The organism is Trabulsiella odontotermitis (assembly GCF_030053895.1).
Lineage (GTDB): Bacteria > Pseudomonadota > Gammaproteobacteria > Enterobacterales > Enterobacteriaceae > Trabulsiella > Trabulsiella odontotermitis_C.
This window is the reverse complement of the sequence record NZ_CP125781.1, coordinates 436,249-452,729: the sequence shown is the minus strand read 5'-3', so window position 1 is coordinate 452,729 and position 16,481 is coordinate 436,249. Positions and strand designations below refer to the sequence as shown.

The following is a 16,481-nucleotide window of genomic DNA, read 5'->3' as shown; positions in this document are numbered from 1 at the left end:
CCCGGCAGGTTCACCGCCGGGCTTTTTCAGACTTCCGCTGCGTTACGGTGCAGCTTGATCACTACTTTTCGGATCGTCTGTTCCTCGCTGACATGGCAGCCGGGCTTATGCGGTTCACCTGGCATAAACACCACAAACATCCCCGGCCTGAGCGTTAACGTCTGTTCGCCATCAATGGCATCGCATAGCTGATAATCCCCCTCTTCGTTCCAGGCATCGCACTCGCGCGCACTGCCTTGCAGGCCGTAGCGGATCTGCTCTTCGCCTTCCAGCAACACCTGAATATCAAGATAGTCACGATGCAGCTCGGCGCGTTTCTCCTGCGGCAGTTGCGTGGCAAACTGCATCACATTCATGAACAATGTGTCGCCCTGCAACGGATACTGCCCGATCTCTTTATGTTCCGGTCTGGCGGCCAGCGCCTGCGTTAATGCGTCGGCAATCGCCTGCGGTAACCCTGCCGCCGTAGGCTGATGAATATCGCCAGTGATCATGCCATTACTCCTTCTGCCCATAATGCGGCACCCAGCAACCCCGCGTCGTGGCGGAAACAGGCTTCGCGTAATTCGGTTTGATACGCCTGCGGCTCCTCGGCGAGGAATGCGTTCACCTGCGCCAGATACCCTTCCGCCAGGCCGACGCTACCGCCAACCACCACACATTCGCAGTCGGTCACGGCTTTTACGTCGGCAATCAGGCGGGCCAGCGTGTGTGCCGAGTGGGTGATGAGTTCCACCGCCTGCGCGTGCCCCTGCTGCGCATGTGCGAAGATTGTTTTCGCATCCAGCCCCTGTAAATCACCGCGTGCCGCAGCCGCAATGCCGCGCCCGGAGGCGATCGCTTCCACACAACCGATACGCCCGCAGCCACAGCGTGGTCCGTGAGGATCCGCCAGCGTATGGCCGATATGCCCCGCCAGACCGCCCTCGCCGGCCAGCAGTTTGCCGCCGCTGACAATCCCGCCGCCGACGCCAGTTGAGACGGTGATAAACACCATCACCGGCACCGGGGCGCGCAGCGCATGGTATTCCGCCAGCGCTGCTGCCTGGGCGTCGTTCAGCGCCACACACGGCAGACCGGTAATGCGGGACAGCGTCTCTGCCAGCGGAAAGCAGGCCAGACCGCCGAGGTTTGCCGGGTTAATCGACGTCAGTATGCCGTCATGAATTATCCCGGTTGAGGCCACCGCCACCCGCGTTGCCCCCGGTAACAGCGGCTGCACCAGTTGGTGTAAGGCTGCCGCTAATGCTTCTGGCGTCTTGCTGGCGGGCGTGGGCATTTCGCGGCGGGCCGTGATCTGCAGGTCACCGTTAACGCGCCCGGCTGCCAGTTTCGTGCCGCCGATATCAATGGCCAGTGTGGTCATGAGCGCATCCTTACGTCGCTTTTATGGCCCCCCAAAGGCACGGCGCCGCTGAAGGGTTTGCCATCAATGGCATCATGCGTACGCAGCGCTTCCGGGCGGATCCAGCGCTGAACCCGCGATGGCATATCCAGACCAATCAGCAGGATCACCACGAAGGTCAGGCCGAAGGAGAGCGATCCCAGTGCGGTGCCCAGATCCAGTTTCTGTGCGATCAGCGCTCCGATCACCGGTGCCAGTGCGCCACCCAGCGCGCCAACGTTATAGGTAAAGCCGAGGCCGGCAGCGCGTTGATCGGTATCGAAATAGCCGCCGATCAGCTTCGGCAGGATCCCGGAGATCCCCTGCCCCAGCATCTGCTGGAAGAAAAGTAAAAAGCCCAGCACCCAGACACTGGTTCCGCCAATGGCAAACACCGGGATAATCAGCACCTGCGAGGCCAGCAGGCTGTAGACGTAGGCTTTGCGGGTGCCGAGCCAGTCGCCGAGGAAACCACCGACGCAGCAACCAACCGCCGCGCCAAAGCCGCTAAAGAACAGCACGCGGGCGACGGTAGAGGGATCGTACGCCAGTTCGGTTTTCAGGTAGGTCGGCAGCAGCGCCTGAATCGGCCACGAGTAGAGGAATGCAAACAGCACCACGACCATCAGCATTACTCCTGTCGGCCAGCGCTTACCGCTGCTCTGTACCATGAAACTGATGAAGATCGCGGCGCAAACCAGCCCGAGGATCGCGACCATCGCCGCGGTACGCATATCACCCGCGAAGCAATACCAGAGCGATGCAGCAGCCACCACGGTCATGATGATATTGATAAGCCGGTGGTTGCCACGGTAGAGGATATCGACCATCGTGCGCACCGGCGCTTTACCTTCGTGTTTCTCTTTCCAGTCTTCCGCTTCAGGAATGTTTTTCCGCAGCCACAGCGCAAAGGCAATCGGCAGAATGCCGATGAAAAACAGCGCCCGCCAGCCCCAGACCGGCACCACCAGGCTGTAGACCTGTGCCGCCACCACAGCGCCGACCGAGAAGCCAGAAATCAAAAAGCCGCTGGCTTTATTACGCAACTGCTTTGGCCAGCTTTCAATGACGTAGGTGGCGCTGGAGCCGTACTCGCCCGCCATCCCCATGCCGATCACCAGACGGGCGATGAACATAGTGGTAAAACCGGGCGCCAGACCGCAGGCCAGCGTCCCGAAGGAAAACAGCACGATACTGCTGACCATCGCCAGACGGCGACCGTAGCGATCGCCCATGGCGCCTAACATCAGACCGCCAAACCAGCGGGAAATAAAGGCTGCGGAGATGAGACTTGCCGCCTGCACCGTCGTCAGACCGAACTCACCCTGAATTTCAGTGAGCACCAGGGCAATCAGAACAAAATCGAAACCATCTAATAAATACCCCAACCAGGCGGCAGAAAATGCACGCCATTGTTCTTTGTTGAGATGGCGGTACCACGGGATGCTTTGGGTTGACATACTCATATCACTCTCCCGACGCTCGTCGTTTCGTTGTTTTTATCCGGCGATATACTGGCGCTTCTCAGCCTGAAGCTGGCTCGCCAACGCCTTCAGTTCCGGCAGGTACTTTTCTTCCACCGGGGCAAACGGCTTACGACACAACGGAACAGAAACCACATCCATGTAATGGAGCACGGTTTTCAGACCGCGGAAAACGCCGGTTTTGATCAGCAGATCGATGACCTTATTGCATTCGCTTTGCAGTTGTTGCGCTGTTTTGATATCTCCCGCTTGTAACGCCTTCACGATAGAAAGGTAGCGCCAGCCCATGATGTTGTAGGTGCTGCCGATCCCACCATCAGCACCGGCAAGCAGGCCGGAGGCAAAGATTTCATCATAGCCGTTGTAGAGCACCAGATCCGGGTGCGCGCGGCGGATCTGCTCCATCTGGAAGAGATCCCCCGACGTCTGCTTCAGTGCGCCGACGCCGGGTAGCGTCACCAGGGTGTTGATCTGATCCAGACTGAGCTTCACGCCGCTCAGCGCCGGAATGTTGTACACCACCATCGGCAGCCCATCCGCGGCATCAATGACTGCCCGGTAGTGATCGCAATGCTCTTCGAAACTAAACGGATAATAGAACGGCGTTACCGCAGAGACCGCATCAAAGCCGTAGCGACTCGCTGCCACTGCGAGCTGCTGCGTTTCCGCAGTGCTGACACAACCAACGTGCGCAATCAGCCTCACCTTGCCTTTTGCTTCTTCTGCTACGATTTCAAGCACTTCCTGACGCTCAGCTACGCTCTGAACAAACGCTTCGCCGGTTGAGCCACCGACGTATAACCCATCGATTCCCTGGCTCATGTTGAAGCGAACCAGCCGCCGCAGGCTCTCTTTATCCAGCCCCTGTTCTTTATTGAAAGGGGTCAGTAAAGCGGGCATAACCCCACGTAAATTCACGCTCATAAATACCTCTCAGTGATGTTTTAGCTTAAATTTCGATATACCTTTATACCTGTTATACCAGATCAAATAAGCAGCAGTTAATGACAGATGTTTAATCTGCGATCAGCTTCACTAAACGACGATCGTTAAGATCGGGAGGATTTGCGGGTTTTCTTTTCCTGGCCAAACGCGTGCCAGGTGGCGGAAACGCTGTTGAGATGGGTTTGCAGCGCGCGGTCCGCTTCGTCAGGATCGCGGCGGCGGATCGCGTCGACGATCGCCACATGTTGTTGATAACTGACGTAGTTATGTTCGTGGAGTTCCTGATCCGGCACTTTTGGCCGTGCGGCGATCAGCCAGTCGAGCAGCGCGACGTGGATAGCCATGAAGATCGGGTTGCCGGGGATCTCCGCCAGCACACGGTGGAAATCGACATCAGAACGGATAAACAACACGTTATCATCCAGCGACTGGTTGTTGAGCTCCAGCGCTTTCACCAGTTGATCGATTTGCGCGGGTGTGGCGTGTTCCGCCGCATATCGCACGAGACTGGATTCGAAAAAGAGACGTAGCTGTTCAAAATGGGCGATGCCGCCTGGATGGGAGAGGAAATCCTTCGCCATACCGGACAGTTCGCTGATGATGGTATCCGCCGAAGGGCGCGACACGCGGGCGCGTTCGCCATTGCTGATTTGCACCAGTCCTTTGCGTTTCAGCGCTGCCAGCGCCTCCCTGACCGACGGGCGACCGACATTGAAAAACGCCATCAACTCACGCTCGGAGGGCAGTTGTTCCCCCTCCGCGAACTCACGGCGGCGAATCATCTGCTCCAGCTCTTCTTCCACCATTTCGGAGAGCTTTTTACGTGCCAGCGGACGGCGACGCAAACTGCGACCAATGGTGTCTGAAGCGTTTTCTTCTTGCGGATCAAATGCGTTCATAAAGGCCATAGCGTTGAAATGTGACAGCTTTCTTCATCTTATCACAGGAATTTCCGGCTGGCGAAACGGACTGCGGATAACAAAACAGGCCCATGAGGGCCTGTTAAAAAATTACTTCACCACGCGCAGCGCCGGTCGGCCGCCACGAGGAGGCGGGGTATCATCAGGATCGTCATCATCCTCATGATCGGGTTTGTCGCCGTCGATCACTGACATCATCGTTTCGGTTTCACCCGTAACAGAGGCTTCGTCATCAATCAGGCTGACACCTTCTTCATCATAAGCCGCTTCCGGCTCAAACATGGTACCTGCGCCGTTTTCACGCGCGTAAATCGCCAGTACCGCAGCAAGCGGAACGGAAACCTGACGCGGCACGCCGCCGAAGCGCGCATTAAAGCTCACTTCGTCGTTGGCAAGCTCCAGGTTCCCCACGGCACGCGGGGCGATGTTCAGCACGATTTGCCCGTCGCGGGCATATTCCATCGGCACGCGAACGCCTGGCAGCGTGACATCCACCACCAGGTGCGGCGTTAACTGATTATCCAGCAACCACTCGTAGAAGGCCCTTAACAGATAGGGGCGGCGCGGAGACAGTTGAGATACATCCATGCGTTAGCCTCGACCGAGGCGCATTTCACGCTCGGCTTCAGTTAAAGAAGCGAGGAAGGAATCACGCTCAAAGACGCGCGTCATGTACCCTTTTAGCTCTTTCGAACCGGCGCCGACCAGTTCAATGCCGAGTACCGGTAAACGCCACAGCAGCGGTGCCAGGTAGCAATCGACCAGACTGAACTCATCGCTCAGGAAATACGGTTTCTGGGTAAATACCGGCGCAATCGCCTGTAATTCTTCGCGCAGTTGTTTACGGGCAGCATCAGCCTGAGAGGCAGAACCGGTGGTGATGATGTTCATCAACGAATACCAGTCTTTTTCGATACGATGCATATACAGGCGGCTTTCACCACGCGCCACCGGATAGACCGGCATCAGGGGCGGATGCGGGAAACGCTCATCCAGATATTCCATAATGATGCGGGATTCCCACAGAGTGAGCTCACGATCCACCAGCGTCGGGACGCTCTGATTCGGGTTGAGGTCAATCAGATCCTGAGGCGGGTTATCCTTCTCCACGTGTTCTATCTCAAAACTGACACCTTTTTCGGCCAGCACAATGCGGACCTGATGGCTATAGATGTCAGTAGGACCAGAAAACAGCGTCATTACCGAACGTTTGTTGGCAGCGACAGCCATGAAAACCTCCAGGTATATTCAGAATTTTTACTGCTGCCAGCCACTCTGTGGCCAGCCAGATATAAGGCCCCATCTGCACACAGGACACCCTTTGTTCAACGTGAAAACAAAAAATGAACAATCCCCGGCATTTGGGCAGAAAATTGGATGATAGTTTACCAGATTTTGTTGGCTTTGGGGTGAGGCGATTCTGGAAATGCTGAAAAAGAGAGTAGATTCAGAGTCTGGTTGTGGATATCACGGATTTTATCCATAAAAAAAACCCGCCGGAGCGGGTTTTTTCGCCAATTCTTCTCCTGCAGATGCAGGACAAAATTAACGTTTGGAGAACTGCGGACGACGGCGTGCTTTACGCAGACCGACTTTCTTACGTTCAACCTGACGAGCGTCACGAGTAACGAAGCCAGCTTTACGCAGCTCAGAACGCAGGGACTCGTCGTACTCCATCAGAGCGCGGGTGATACCATGACGGATCGCACCAGCCTGACCAGAGATACCACCACCTTTAACAGTGATGTACAGATCCAGTTTCTCAACCATGTCGACCAGTTCCAGCGGCTGACGAACTACCATGCGGGCAGTTTCGCGACCGAAGTACTGTTCCAGTGAACGCTGGTTGATAACGATTTTGCCGTTGCCCGGTTTGATGAACACACGAGCTGCGGAACTTTTGCGGCGACCAGTGCCGTAGTATTGATTTTCAGCCATTGCCTATAATCCCGATTAGATGTCAAGAACTTGCGGTTGCTGTGCCGCGTGGTTGTGCTCGTTGCCTGCGTAAACTTTCAGTTTACGGTACATAGCACGACCCAGCGGGCCTTTTGGCAGCATGCCTTTAACCGCGATTTCAATCACACGCTCAGGACGGCGGGCAATCATCTCTTCAAAGGTCGCTTCTTTGATACCACCGATGTGGCCGGTGTGATGGTAGTACATTTTGTCTTCGCGCTTGTTGCCGGTAACAGCAACTTTTTCTGCGTTCAGAACGATGATGTAATCACCAGTATCAACGTGCGGAGTGTATTCCGCTTTGTGCTTACCGCGCAGGCGACGAGCCAGTTCGGTAGCCAGACGGCCCAGAGTTTTACCGGTCGCGTCAACAACATACCAGTCGCGTTTTACGGTTTCTGGTTTAGCTGTAAAAGTTTTCATTAAAAGCTTACCCAAATAATTAGTTTCACGTTGGTGAACACACAAACGTCTAAAAATATGTGAGGTTCACACGACATTGTCCAGTAAACCTACCCCCTCGGATATGTTTAGCCGGCACACAAGGTTTCGGGAAAAAAACACTTGTTGTAACGTGGGGTCGCAGGATTATAGAGAAGTCGGGGTCAAAGATCGACCCCTTTTTGTGATTCGCGCGGGGTTTTTAGCCTGCCAGATGCTCGCGCTTCAGATATTCTTCGCTCTGCATTTCCTGCAAACGCGACAGGCAACGCTGGAACTCAAATTTCAGCCGCTCGCCCTGGTAAATCTCATATAAAGGCACTGCGGCGCTGACCACCAGCTTCACGTGCCGTTCGTAGAACTCATCAACCAGCGCGATAAAGCGACGCGCTTCGCTCTCCATCAACGGCGTCATCACCGGGACATCCAGCAACAGCACGGTATGGAAGAGGCGCGACAGCGCGATGTAGTCATGCTGGCTGCGCGCGTCAACGCACAGCGTGGTAAAGGAGACCGCCAGCGTCTGGTTCTCGACACCGAGGGTTTGCAACGGACGGTGGTTAATCTCCAGCTCCGGCGCATGTTCACGCCGGGAACCCGCCAGCGCCAGCCAGAGTTTATCCATCTCTTGTGTGGTCTCGTCGTTGAGCGGGGAGAGCCACAGGTGCGCCTGCGTCAACGTGCGCAGGCGATAATCCACGCCAGCATCGACGTTCATGACATCGCAATGTGTTTTAATAGCGTCAATAGCAGGCAGAAAACGCGCGCGTTGCAGGCCGTTGCGGTACAGGTCGTCCGGCGGGATATTCGAGGTGGCGACCAGCGTAATGCCGCGTTCGAACAGCGCTTTCATCAACCCACCCAACAACATGGCGTCGGTGATATCAGAAACAAAAAACTCATCAAAACAGAGCACGTCGGTTTCAGCTTTAAAGCGGTCGGCAATGATTTCCAGCGGATCGCTGTGACCCTGCAGTTGCGTCAGCTCTTCATGCACACGCAACATGAAACGATGAAAGTGCAGACGTTGCTTTCGCGTGCCGGGCAGACTCTGGTAGAAGAGATCCATCAGCCAGGTTTTCCCACGTCCGACACCGCCCCACATATACAGCCCACGCACCGGCGTGATTTCCGCCGTCTCGCGTTTACCCAACAGTTTGCCGAATCTGGCCATCAGTCCACCGCCAGATGGCGACGCGGCAGGTCGCTGCATCAGTTCCTGCCAGATATTTTCCAGACGATTCACAGCCTCTCGCTGCACTTCATCCGGTTGATGACTGCCCTTACTGAGAGCCTGAAGGTAACGCGATGTTGGGGTAATGCTTTGCATGAGTTATTGTTATTCCTTGAAAAGCGCGATGCCGCAGTTCACGATTGACGTATAAAGAGGCGGTTCTACACTACGCGATGATACGCCAGGATTCCACTTCCTGGCGAATAGCGGTTATAGTGGCACTATCGGGCGCGTGCAAGGAGTCGCCTCACGGCCAACACCCTACGGAACCACAAAACAACGGGAGAAGTTCATGACCTGGGAATATGCGCTAATTGGCTTAGTTGTCGGCATTATTATCGGTGCTGTCGCCATGCGTTTTGGTAACCGCAAGTTACGCCAGCAGCAGGCCCTGCAGTACGAACTGGAAAAGAATAAAGCAGAGCTCGATGAGTATCGTGAAGAGTTAGTCAGCCACTTTGCCCGTAGCGCAGAGCTGCTTGATAACATGGCGCACGACTACCGTCAGCTGTATCAGCACATGGCGAAAAGCTCCAGCAGCCTGCTGCCGGAGATGGCGGCAGAAGCCAACCCGTTCCGCAGCCGTCTGGCGGAGTCTGAAGCCAGCAACGATCAAGCACCGGTTCAGATGCCTCGTGACTATTCCGAAGGCGCGTCCGGTCTGCTGCGCAGTGGCGCAAAACGCGACTGAATCGCACAATCGCTATTATTTTTTACGGGCGCTGCCGTTGCGCCCGTCCCTTCTTCCCTGCCCCAGCTATTATTTAATCATTATCCGCATTGTTAGCCGATTGAAAATTCAATAACATCGGTCTGTTTCGGGATCTTTTTCTTACCCATCAGGTTACGAGAGCCAGCATCAATGAAGAAATCTACTTTGCTGTTGAGTGCGTTAGCGTTAAGCGTCGGGTTATCTCTTTCTGCGATCCAGCCCGCAGCGGCGTCACTACCTACTGCGGTACCAGGCCAGGGCACGCTGCCCAGCCTCGCGCCGATGCTGGAAAAAGTCCTGCCCGCCGTGGTCAGTGTCCAGGTGGAAGGCACAGCGGTTCAGAGCCAGCAAGTGCCTGAAGAGCTAAAAAAATTCTTTGGCGAGCAGGGGCCGGATGAACAAGCCCAGCCGTTTGAAGGCCTCGGTTCCGGCGTCATCATCAATGCGGCGAAAGGTTACGTGCTGACCAACAACCACGTCGTCAGCCAGGCGCAGAAAATCAGCGTCCAGCTTAACGATGGTCGCGAGTTCGAGGCTAAGCTTATCGGCAGCGACGACCAGAGCGACATTGCGCTGTTGCAGTTGCAAAACCCCAGCAACCTGACCCAGATCGCCATTGCCGATTCCGACAAGCTGCGCGTCGGCGATTTTGTCGTCGCCGTCGGTAACCCGTTCGGGCTCGGGCAAACCGCCACGTCGGGAATTGTCTCTGCGCTGGGCCGCAGCGGGCTTAATCTCGAAGGGCTGGAAAACTTTATCCAGACCGATGCCTCCATTAACCGCGGCAACTCTGGCGGCGCGCTGCTCAACCTGAACGGCGAGCTGATCGGCATTAACACCGCAATCCTTGCCCCCGCTGGCGGTAGTGTCGGCATCGGCTTCGCTATCCCCAGTAATATGGCGCGTACGCTCTCTCAGCAACTGATTCAGTTTGGCGAAATCAAACGTGGTCTGCTTGGGATCAAGGGCACCGAAATGAGCGCCGACATTGCGAAAGCCTTTAAGCTCGACGTGCAGCGTGGGGCCTTCGTCAGTGAAGTGTTGCCCAATTCCGGTTCGGCCAAAGCGGGCATTAAGTCTGGCGATGTGATTGTCAGCCTCAACGGCAAGCCGCTCAGTAGTTTCGCGGAACTGCGTTCGCGCATCGCCACCACCGAACCGGGCACCAAAGTGAAGCTGGGCCTGTTGCGTGATGGCAAAGCGCTGGACGTCGAAGTGACGCTTGATAAGAGCACCTCTTCAACCGCCAGCGCGGAGCAGATTTCGCCAGCATTGCAGGGCGCATCGCTTAGCGACGGGCAACTAAAAGACGGCAGCAAAGGGATTGTTATCGACAGCATCGAGAAAGGCAGCGCCGCCGCGCAGGTCGGTCTGCATAAAGATGACGTCATCATCAGCATTAACCGCGAACGCGTGCGCTCGATTGCCGAAATGCGCAAAGTACTGGAAGCGAAGCCGTCCGTGATTGCGCTGAATGTGGTGCGAGGAAACGAAAGCATCTATCTGCTGCTGCGTTAAGCGAACCCGTCCGGACATCACATGGCGTGTGATGTCCGGATAACTCGTGTTATGCTTCGGCTGTTTACTCACCAGTGATATCAGCATCATGCTTGTAAAGCTCATACGTTCGACCGCGATCGGTTTGATTGTTGGTGGTATTTTATTAGCCGCCATGCCGTCCTTGCGCCAGATTGGTACCCAAACCACCGCCAGTTTCGACAGTGCGGATGAATCACCCACCAGTTACAATCAGGCGGTGCGACGCGCTGCGCCTGCGGTCGTTAACGTCTATAACCGTGGACTCAACAGCACCACCAATAATCAACTGGAGATCCGTACGCTCGGCTCCGGTGTCATCATGGATGACCGCGGCTATATCATTACCAACAAGCATGTGATCAACGATGCCGACCAGATCATCGTCGCCCTGCAGGATGGCCGGGTCTTTGAAGCGTTGCTGGTTGGTTCCGACACGCTGACTGACCTGGCGGTGCTCAAAATCAACGCCACCGGCGGTTTGCCGATTATCCCCATCAACCCGAAACGCATTCCGCATATTGGCGACGTGGTACTGGCGATCGGCAACCCGTACAACCTCGGACAGACCATTACGCAGGGGATTATCAGCGCCACCGGTCGTATCGGCCTGAACCCCACCGGGCGACAAAACTTCCTGCAAACCGACGCCTCCATCAACCACGGCAACTCCGGCGGCGCACTGGTAAACTCACTGGGTGAACTGATGGGTATCAACACCCTCTCTTTCGATAAGAGTAACGACGGAGAAACGCCGGAAGGGATCGGTTTCGCCATTCCCTTCCAGCTCGCCACCAAAATCATGGATAAGCTGATCCGCGATGGTCGCGTGATTCGTGGCTATATTGGCATTGGCGGGCGCGAAATTACCCCGCTGCATGCGCAAAGTGGCGGCGGGATCGATCAGCTCCAGGGGATTGTGGTCAACGAAGTGGCGCCTGGCGGCCCGGCGGCGCTGGCAGGCATTCAGGTTAACGACGTCATCACGTCGGTGAACGGTAAACCGGCTATCTCCGCCCTGGAGACGATGGATCAGGTGGCAGAAATTCGCCCGGGTTCTGAAATCGAGGTGGTCGTGATGCGTGATGATAAGAAAATCACCCTGTCTGTGACGGTGCAGGAATACCCCGCCACCAACTGACAGCCATAAAAAAACCGGAGCCTGAGGCTCCGGTTTTTGCATCCGCGAAAACTTACTTGTTCACGAACTCTTCGCCAAGCGCGATATCTTTCTTCAGCGTGTCCAGCATACCTTCCAGCGCCTGTTGTTCGAAAGCACTCAGTTTGCCGATTGGCTTACGCTCTTCAATGCCGTTTTTACCCAGCAGCAGCGGTTGAGAGAAGAAACGGGCATGCTGACCGTCGCCTTCAACGTAAGCACATTCCACAACACCTTTTTCGCCCTGCAACGCACGCACCAGCGAGAGGCCGAAACGCGCGGCCGCCTGACCCATGGACAGGGTTGCGGAGCCGCCACCGGCTTTTGCTTCAACCACTTCGGTACCCGCGTTCTGGATACGTTTGGTCAGATCAGCGACTTCCTGATCGGAGAAGCTCACGCCCGGGATCTGCGACAGCAGCGGCAGAATGGTCACGCCTGAGTGACCGCCGATCACCGGCACTTCAACGTCAGTCGGCTTTTTGCCTTTCAGTTCGGCAACAAAGGTGTTGGAACGAATGATGTCCAGCGTGGTGACGCCAAACAGCTTGTTCTTGTCATAAACGCCGGCTTTTTTCAGCACTTCGGCCGCGATAGCAACCGTGGTGTTAACCGGGTTAGTAATGATACCAATGCAGGCTTTCGGGCAGGTTTTTGCAATCTGCTGCACCAGGTTTTTCACGATGCCCGCGTTGACGTTGAACAGATCGGAACGATCCATTCCCGGCTTACGCGCCACACCCGCGGAGATAAGCACCACGTCAGCACCACCCAGCGCCGGCGTTGCATCTTCACCGGAGAAACCTTTGATTTTTACATCGGTAGGAATATGGCTAAGATCCACGGCCACGCCAGGGGTTACCGGCGCGATATCATACAGGGAGAGTTCTGAGCCTGAAGGCAGTTGGGTCTTAAGTAGTAGGGCAAGCGCCTGGCCAATACCGCCAGCTGCGCCAAGGACTGCGACTTTCATCCTAAACTCCTTATTATGGTTAATTTAATCTACCGTTATCTCGCTGCGGCGACCTTAATTCACAAGTTCAATAATTACAATAAGATCACTTTTAGAATGCGGGGTACATACCGATTCAACAATCTTTTAAGAATCACTCACCGTCGCCGCCGGAAAACGGTTGACTGTTGGTTACAATACACCCTGCCAGACTAGCAAAACAACATCATTTTTATAACATTTATTTTACTTTTACCCTTATTTTCGTCTCGTGACACAGGCATGTTTCTTGATAACGTTTTTTGATAAAATCCCTCCCTTTCATAACATTATTTCAGCCTTTTCCGTGGCAGACCATTTGCATAAAAATTCATTCAAATGCATAATAATGTTGTTTTCTCCGCCATGATACGGGTGACATATGCGAAGCTCGGCAAAACAAGAAGAGTTAGTAAAAGCATTTAAATCGCTACTAAAAGAAGAAAAATTCAGTTCTCAGGGTGAGATTGTCCAGGCGTTACAGGAGGATGGATTCGATAATATCAATCAGTCCAAAGTCTCCCGTATGCTGACGAAGTTTGGCGCAGTGCGCACACGCAACGCCAAAATGGAAATGGTCTACTGCCTGCCTGCCGAACTGGGTGTCCCGACGACCTCCAGCCCGCTGAAAAATCTGGTTCTGGATATTGATTACAACGATTCTGTGGTGGTTATCCACACGAGCCCGGGTGCGGCACAGTTGATCGCACGCCTACTGGACTCGCTGGGTAAAGCAGAAGGCATCCTCGGCAGCATCGCTGGCGACGATACTATCTTCACCACACCGGCCCGCGGTTTCTCCGTGAAGGAGCTGTTTGAAGCCATTCTGGAGCTGTTCGAACAGGAACTCTGAACCGCTATAACGCCCTCTGGCATCCGGCCAGAGGGTTACGCTCTCCTGTTGCAACGTAAACGCAACATATCTCGCTTTTACTTTAACAAATAGTGCGATTCACCAGTCAAAACCATTCACCCAGCGAATACTAACGCACAAATCGTTAAATGCGGTTATCTATATGATTTTCTTATCGTTCGTTAAGATAAATAAGCGTCACTCTGCTTTTTTAATTCCTCCATGTTATAAAAAATCATTTTCTTAGCGAGTAATAAGGCAGTAAACCATTAGCAGGGTATTAATTTTTTCCGTGACGAGTGTATACTTTATTTTGTGATGAGGGTCACGAAATGAGGGCCCCACGAAAAAATTCGACGAGGTAAAGATTATGAAAACGACTAACACTGTAGCAGTCCTGAGTCTCCTGTCCGCGCTCTCTTTTGGCGCTTTCGCTGCTGATTCCATCACCAGTGAGCAGGCACAAAACCGTCAGCCTATCGGTACCGTTTCCGTTGGCGCCATCGCGTCGTCTCCGATGGACATGAACGCCATGCTGAGCAAAAAAGCCGATGAGCAAGGCGCAACGTCCTACCGTGTGATTGAAGCCCATAACGGCGACCAGTGGCACGCTACTGCAGAACTGTACAAATAAACGCTGAGTATCTCCGATCTGTTATTCGTCAGCGGCTACCAGGCATAAAAAAAGCAGTTGAACCCTTCTCGCCGCTGATACGACCCAATTTTATGGAGTAAAAAAGATTATGAAACGCGCAATGATCATCGCATCCCTTGGTTTAGCTTCTGTTCTTTCTTTCGGCGCCAGCGCCGCGGTACATCAGGTCAGTGCTGACCAGGCCCGTAACCTGCAGCCGATGGGCACCATTTCTGTTTCTCAGATTGGTAGCGCACCGATGGATATGCGCCAGGCACTGGATGCGAAGGCAGAAAAAGAAGGCGCTTCCGCCTACCGCATTATTGAAGCCCGTGCTGATGCCAGCTGGCACGCCACGGCAGAACTGTACAAATAAACCCTCGTCGTCTTGTCCGACGACTTGCCCCCGCTCGCCGGGGGCTTTTTTATAGCTGAACGTTAAAGCGCAGCTGCCCTTCCGACTCTTCTTCGGCTTCATCAAACAGCAGGATCAATGCGCCAAACCGTCGGCGCTGAACGTCGCTGAGATGGGAAAACTCGATCTCCAGCGGCAGCGGCAATACGTTTCCCGTCACCACATCCCACAGCGAATCCAGATCGTTGACCTGTTCACGCGCCAGTGCGAAAACGCGGCGAAATTGCTGGTAAAAATCATCCATGGTTTCGATTTCGTCAAAATCAAACGTGTAGATTTTCATGCCTGCGCCCCATCCCATACGGGTGGCGAGCGCCACCCGTTTCCTTACTCGCTTACAATCCCCCAAGGTGCAGGGTTTTCACTTCCAGAAACTCCTCCAGCCCCAGGACAGAGCCTTCACGACCCAGGCCGGATTCCTTCACGCCGCCGAACGGACCAAGCTCTGTCGAAACAGAACACTCATTGATGCCGATCATGCCGCTTTCCAGCGCCTGAGAGACGCGGAAAACGCGTTGCAGATTCTGCGTATAGAAGTAGGCCGCCAGACCAAACGGCGTGTTATTCGCCCGCTGAATGACTTCATCTTCGGTGGTGAAACGGAAGCAGGCGGCGACGGGCCCAAAGGTCTCTTCTTGCGCCAGCTTCATGTTGTCGCTGCACTCGCCGAGTACCGTCGGTTGCCAGAAATTACCGCCCAGCGCGTGCGGTTTGCCCCCGGCCAGCACGCGAGCGCCTTTTTCTACCGCGTCGGCAACATGCTCTTTCACTTTTTCAACGGCCGATGGTTCAATCAACGGGCCAACCACCACGCCCTCTTCCACACCGTTACCGACCTTCAGCGCATTCACCGCATCGGCAAGCTGACGGGTAAACGCGTCATAAACGTTTTCATGGATATAGAAGCGGTTGACGCTCACGCACACCTGACCGGCATTGCGGAATTTATTGGCGATCGCCCCTTTGACGGCGGCATCGATGTCAGCGTCCTCAAAGACGATGTAAGGCGCATTGCCGCCCAGCTCCATCGACACTTTCTTCATGGTTTCCGCGGCGTTGCGTACCAGCGTTTTACCAACTGCCGTCGACCCGGTGAAGGAGATTTTGCGCACCTCATGGCTCGCCATAATGGCATCGCTGATTTCTGGCGTATTGCCCGCCACGGCATTCAGTACCCCATCCGGGACACCGGCCTTTTTCGCCAGTTGCAGCAGCGCAAAGGCGCTCAGCGGCGTATTATTCGCGGGTTTAATCACCCCCGTACAGCCTGCGGCCAGCGCCGGGCCGAGCTTACGTGTCAGCATCGCCATCGGGAAGTTCCACGGCGTAATCGCCGCGACCACGCCAACGGGTTCGCGGGTCGCCAGAATGCGCGAACCGGGTTTCACCGCCGGGATAATTTCGCCATTAGCGCGTTTCGCCTGTTCGGCAAACCACTGGATAAAGCTGGCGGCGTAATCCACTTCCCCTTCGGCTTCTTTAATGGGTTTTCCCTGCTCGGCGGTCATCAGCCTGCCAAGCCAGGATTTGTTCTCGATGATCAACTGATACCATTTGTTGAGTATTTCCGAACGCTCTTTTGCGGTTTTCGCCCGCCAGCCGGGAAAGGCTTTACTGGCGGCCGCAATGGCCTCTTCGGTCTCTTTCTTACCGGCTTTCGCGACCTTCGCCAGGGTTTCTCCGGTCGCCGGGTTCACCACGTCAAAGGTGGTGTCGAGGTTTTTCCAGACTCCGTCAACGAAATAACCGGTCCGAAACAGCTCGTGATCCTGAAGCGCCTGCATTGTCATTTGTCCTCCTGGTGTATTGTGTTC

General features: G+C 54.9%; 19 protein-coding genes and 1 pseudogene. 7 read left to right on the top strand and 13 right to left on the bottom strand.

The annotated features are described in order from the left end of the window. Positions 1-26 precede the first annotated feature (26 nt). The 10 genes from nanQ to zapE all read right to left on the bottom strand — a co-directional run bounded on the left by nanQ (position 27) and on the right by zapE (position 8,463). Positions 27-494 carry an N-acetylneuraminate anomerase gene (gene nanQ / locus QMG90_RS02230; RefSeq protein ID WP_283282540.1) on the bottom strand — a complete coding sequence of 156 codons (468 nt, stop codon included), beginning with the start codon at positions 492-494 and terminating at the stop codon, positions 27-29. Next, complete coding sequence (nanK, locus tag QMG90_RS02225) at positions 491-1,366, bottom strand: N-acetylmannosamine kinase (protein WP_283282539.1); 876 nt, start codon at positions 1,364-1,366, stop codon at positions 491-493. The genes nanQ and nanK overlap by 4 nt, the downstream gene beginning before the upstream one ends. Beyond that, positions 1,363-2,850: an MFS transporter gene (locus QMG90_RS02220; protein WP_283282538.1), complete on the bottom strand. Its 1,488-nt coding sequence runs from the start codon at positions 2,848-2,850 to the stop codon at positions 1,363-1,365. Before QMG90_RS02220 ends, nanK begins: the two co-directional genes overlap by 4 nt. A 33-nt stretch (positions 2,851-2,883) precedes the next feature. After that, complete coding sequence (gene nanA / locus QMG90_RS02215) at positions 2,884-3,792, bottom strand: N-acetylneuraminate lyase (RefSeq protein ID WP_283282537.1); 909 nt, start codon at positions 3,790-3,792, stop codon at positions 2,884-2,886. A gap of 125 nt (positions 3,793-3,917) precedes the next feature. Beyond that, positions 3,918-4,721, bottom strand: coding sequence for a transcriptional regulator NanR (gene nanR, locus QMG90_RS02210; protein WP_283282536.1), 804 nt, complete (start codon positions 4,719-4,721; stop codon positions 3,918-3,920). A 102-nt stretch (positions 4,722-4,823) separates the two neighbouring features. Further along, a complete protein-coding gene (gene sspB / locus QMG90_RS02205; protein WP_283282535.1) occupies positions 4,824-5,321 on the bottom strand; it encodes a ClpXP protease specificity-enhancing factor in 498 nt (165 codons plus the stop codon). A 3-nt stretch (positions 5,322-5,324) separates the two neighbouring features. Then, entirely contained in the window at positions 5,325-5,963 is a 639-nt protein-coding gene (gene sspA / locus QMG90_RS02200; RefSeq protein WP_038160803.1) for a stringent starvation protein SspA, read from the bottom strand. Positions 5,964-6,278: 315 nt separating this feature from the next. After that, positions 6,279-6,671, bottom strand: coding sequence for a 30S ribosomal protein S9 (gene rpsI, locus QMG90_RS02195; protein WP_000829818.1), 393 nt, complete (start codon positions 6,669-6,671; stop codon positions 6,279-6,281). A 15-nt stretch (positions 6,672-6,686) separates the two neighbouring features. Next, complete coding sequence (gene rplM, locus QMG90_RS02190) at positions 6,687-7,115, bottom strand: 50S ribosomal protein L13 (protein ID WP_002918559.1); 429 nt, start codon at positions 7,113-7,115, stop codon at positions 6,687-6,689. Positions 7,116-7,335: 220 nt separating this feature from the next. Then, positions 7,336-8,463, bottom strand: a complete 1,128-nt coding sequence (gene zapE, locus QMG90_RS02185; protein WP_283282534.1) for a cell division protein ZapE — start codon at positions 8,461-8,463, stop codon at positions 7,336-7,338. A gap of 196 nt (positions 8,464-8,659) precedes the next feature. Here zapE and zapG point away from each other — a divergent pair, with 196 nt between their 5' ends. The 3 genes from zapG (at position 8,660) to degS (ending at position 11,756) form a co-directional block, all read left to right on the top strand. After that, positions 8,660-9,058: a Z-ring associated protein ZapG gene (zapG, locus tag QMG90_RS02180; protein WP_054179041.1), complete on the top strand. Its 399-nt coding sequence runs from the start codon at positions 8,660-8,662 to the stop codon at positions 9,056-9,058. A gap of 171 nt (positions 9,059-9,229) precedes the next feature. Next, on the top strand, positions 9,230-10,597 hold the full coding sequence (gene degQ, locus QMG90_RS02175; protein WP_283282533.1) for a serine endoprotease DegQ: 1,368 nt from the start codon (positions 9,230-9,232) through the stop codon (positions 10,595-10,597). Between the two features lie 88 nt (positions 10,598-10,685). Further along, the gene (gene degS, locus QMG90_RS02170; RefSeq protein ID WP_283282532.1) at positions 10,686-11,756 is read left to right on the top strand and encodes an outer membrane-stress sensor serine endopeptidase DegS; all 1,071 of its coding nucleotides are present in this window, start codon (positions 10,686-10,688) and stop codon (positions 11,754-11,756) included. Positions 11,757-11,808: 52 nt separating this feature from the next. Here degS and mdh read toward each other — a convergent pair whose 3' ends face one another. Beyond that, positions 11,809-12,747: a malate dehydrogenase gene (gene mdh / locus QMG90_RS02165; RefSeq protein WP_283282531.1), complete on the bottom strand. Its 939-nt coding sequence runs from the start codon at positions 12,745-12,747 to the stop codon at positions 11,809-11,811. A 250-nt stretch (positions 12,748-12,997) separates the two neighbouring features. Between mdh and QMG90_RS22400 the strand changes: the two are divergent. The 4 genes and pseudogenes from QMG90_RS22400 to yhcN-B all read left to right on the top strand — a co-directional run bounded on the left by QMG90_RS22400 (position 12,998) and on the right by yhcN-B (position 14,628). Continuing rightward, positions 12,998-13,191: pseudogene (locus QMG90_RS22400) on the top strand (hypothetical protein). After that, the gene (argR, locus tag QMG90_RS02160) at positions 13,148-13,618 is read left to right on the top strand and encodes a transcriptional regulator ArgR (protein WP_283282530.1); all 471 of its coding nucleotides are present in this window, start codon (positions 13,148-13,150) and stop codon (positions 13,616-13,618) included. Before QMG90_RS22400 ends, argR begins: the two are co-directional and overlap by 44 nt. 370 nt (positions 13,619-13,988) lie before the next feature. Next, on the top strand, positions 13,989-14,252 hold the full coding sequence (gene yhcN, locus QMG90_RS02155; protein WP_283282529.1) for a peroxide/acid stress response protein YhcN: 264 nt from the start codon (positions 13,989-13,991) through the stop codon (positions 14,250-14,252). A 109-nt stretch (positions 14,253-14,361) separates the two neighbouring features. Beyond that, positions 14,362-14,628: a DUF1471 family stress response protein YhcN-B gene (yhcN-B, locus tag QMG90_RS02150; RefSeq protein ID WP_283282528.1), complete on the top strand. Its 267-nt coding sequence runs from the start codon at positions 14,362-14,364 to the stop codon at positions 14,626-14,628. A gap of 49 nt (positions 14,629-14,677) precedes the next feature. Here yhcN-B and QMG90_RS02145 read toward each other — a convergent pair whose 3' ends face one another. After that, entirely contained in the window at positions 14,678-14,950 is a 273-nt protein-coding gene (locus QMG90_RS02145; protein WP_283283866.1) for a barstar family protein, read from the bottom strand. A 52-nt stretch (positions 14,951-15,002) separates the two neighbouring features. Next, on the bottom strand, positions 15,003-16,457 hold the full coding sequence (locus QMG90_RS02140; RefSeq protein ID WP_283282527.1) for an NAD-dependent succinate-semialdehyde dehydrogenase: 1,455 nt from the start codon (positions 16,455-16,457) through the stop codon (positions 15,003-15,005). Positions 16,458-16,481 lie beyond the last annotated feature (24 nt).

Bases quoted from the DNA above. Each gene is read 5' to 3' on its own strand.
- nanQ (WP_283282540.1), bottom strand. From the start codon at position 494: ATGATCACTGGCGATATTCATCAGCCTACGGCGGCAGGGTTACCGCAG.
- nanK (WP_283282539.1), bottom strand. From the start codon at position 1,366: ATGACCACACTGGCCATTGATATCGGCGGCACGAAACTGGCAGCCGGG.
- QMG90_RS02220 (WP_283282538.1), bottom strand. From the start codon at position 2,850: ATGAGTATGTCAACCCAAAGCATCCCGTGGTACCGCCATCTCAACAAA.
- nanA (WP_283282537.1), bottom strand. From the start codon at position 3,792: ATGAGCGTGAATTTACGTGGGGTTATGCCCGCTTTACTGACCCCTTTC.
- nanR (WP_283282536.1), bottom strand. From the start codon at position 4,721: ATGGCCTTTATGAACGCATTTGATCCGCAAGAAGAAAACGCTTCAGAC.
- sspB (WP_283282535.1), bottom strand. From the start codon at position 5,321: ATGGATGTATCTCAACTGTCTCCGCGCCGCCCCTATCTGTTAAGGGCC.
- sspA (WP_038160803.1), bottom strand. From the start codon at position 5,963: ATGGCTGTCGCTGCCAACAAACGTTCGGTAATGACGCTGTTTTCTGGT.
- rpsI (WP_000829818.1), bottom strand. From the start codon at position 6,671: ATGGCTGAAAATCAATACTACGGCACTGGTCGCCGCAAAAGTTCCGCA.
- rplM (WP_002918559.1), bottom strand. From the start codon at position 7,115: ATGAAAACTTTTACAGCTAAACCAGAAACCGTAAAACGCGACTGGTAT.
- zapE (WP_283282534.1), bottom strand. From the start codon at position 8,463: ATGCAAAGCATTACCCCAACATCGCGTTACCTTCAGGCTCTCAGTAAG.
- zapG (WP_054179041.1), top strand. From the start codon at position 8,660: ATGACCTGGGAATATGCGCTAATTGGCTTAGTTGTCGGCATTATTATC.
- degQ (WP_283282533.1), top strand. From the start codon at position 9,230: ATGAAGAAATCTACTTTGCTGTTGAGTGCGTTAGCGTTAAGCGTCGGG.
- degS (WP_283282532.1), top strand. From the start codon at position 10,686: ATGCTTGTAAAGCTCATACGTTCGACCGCGATCGGTTTGATTGTTGGT.
- mdh (WP_283282531.1), bottom strand. From the start codon at position 12,747: ATGAAAGTCGCAGTCCTTGGCGCAGCTGGCGGTATTGGCCAGGCGCTT.
- argR (WP_283282530.1), top strand. From the start codon at position 13,148: ATGCGAAGCTCGGCAAAACAAGAAGAGTTAGTAAAAGCATTTAAATCG.
- yhcN (WP_283282529.1), top strand. From the start codon at position 13,989: ATGAAAACGACTAACACTGTAGCAGTCCTGAGTCTCCTGTCCGCGCTC.
- yhcN-B (WP_283282528.1), top strand. From the start codon at position 14,362: ATGAAACGCGCAATGATCATCGCATCCCTTGGTTTAGCTTCTGTTCTT.
- QMG90_RS02145 (WP_283283866.1), bottom strand. From the start codon at position 14,950: ATGAAAATCTACACGTTTGATTTTGACGAAATCGAAACCATGGATGAT.
- QMG90_RS02140 (WP_283282527.1), bottom strand. From the start codon at position 16,457: ATGACAATGCAGGCGCTTCAGGATCACGAGCTGTTTCGGACCGGTTAT.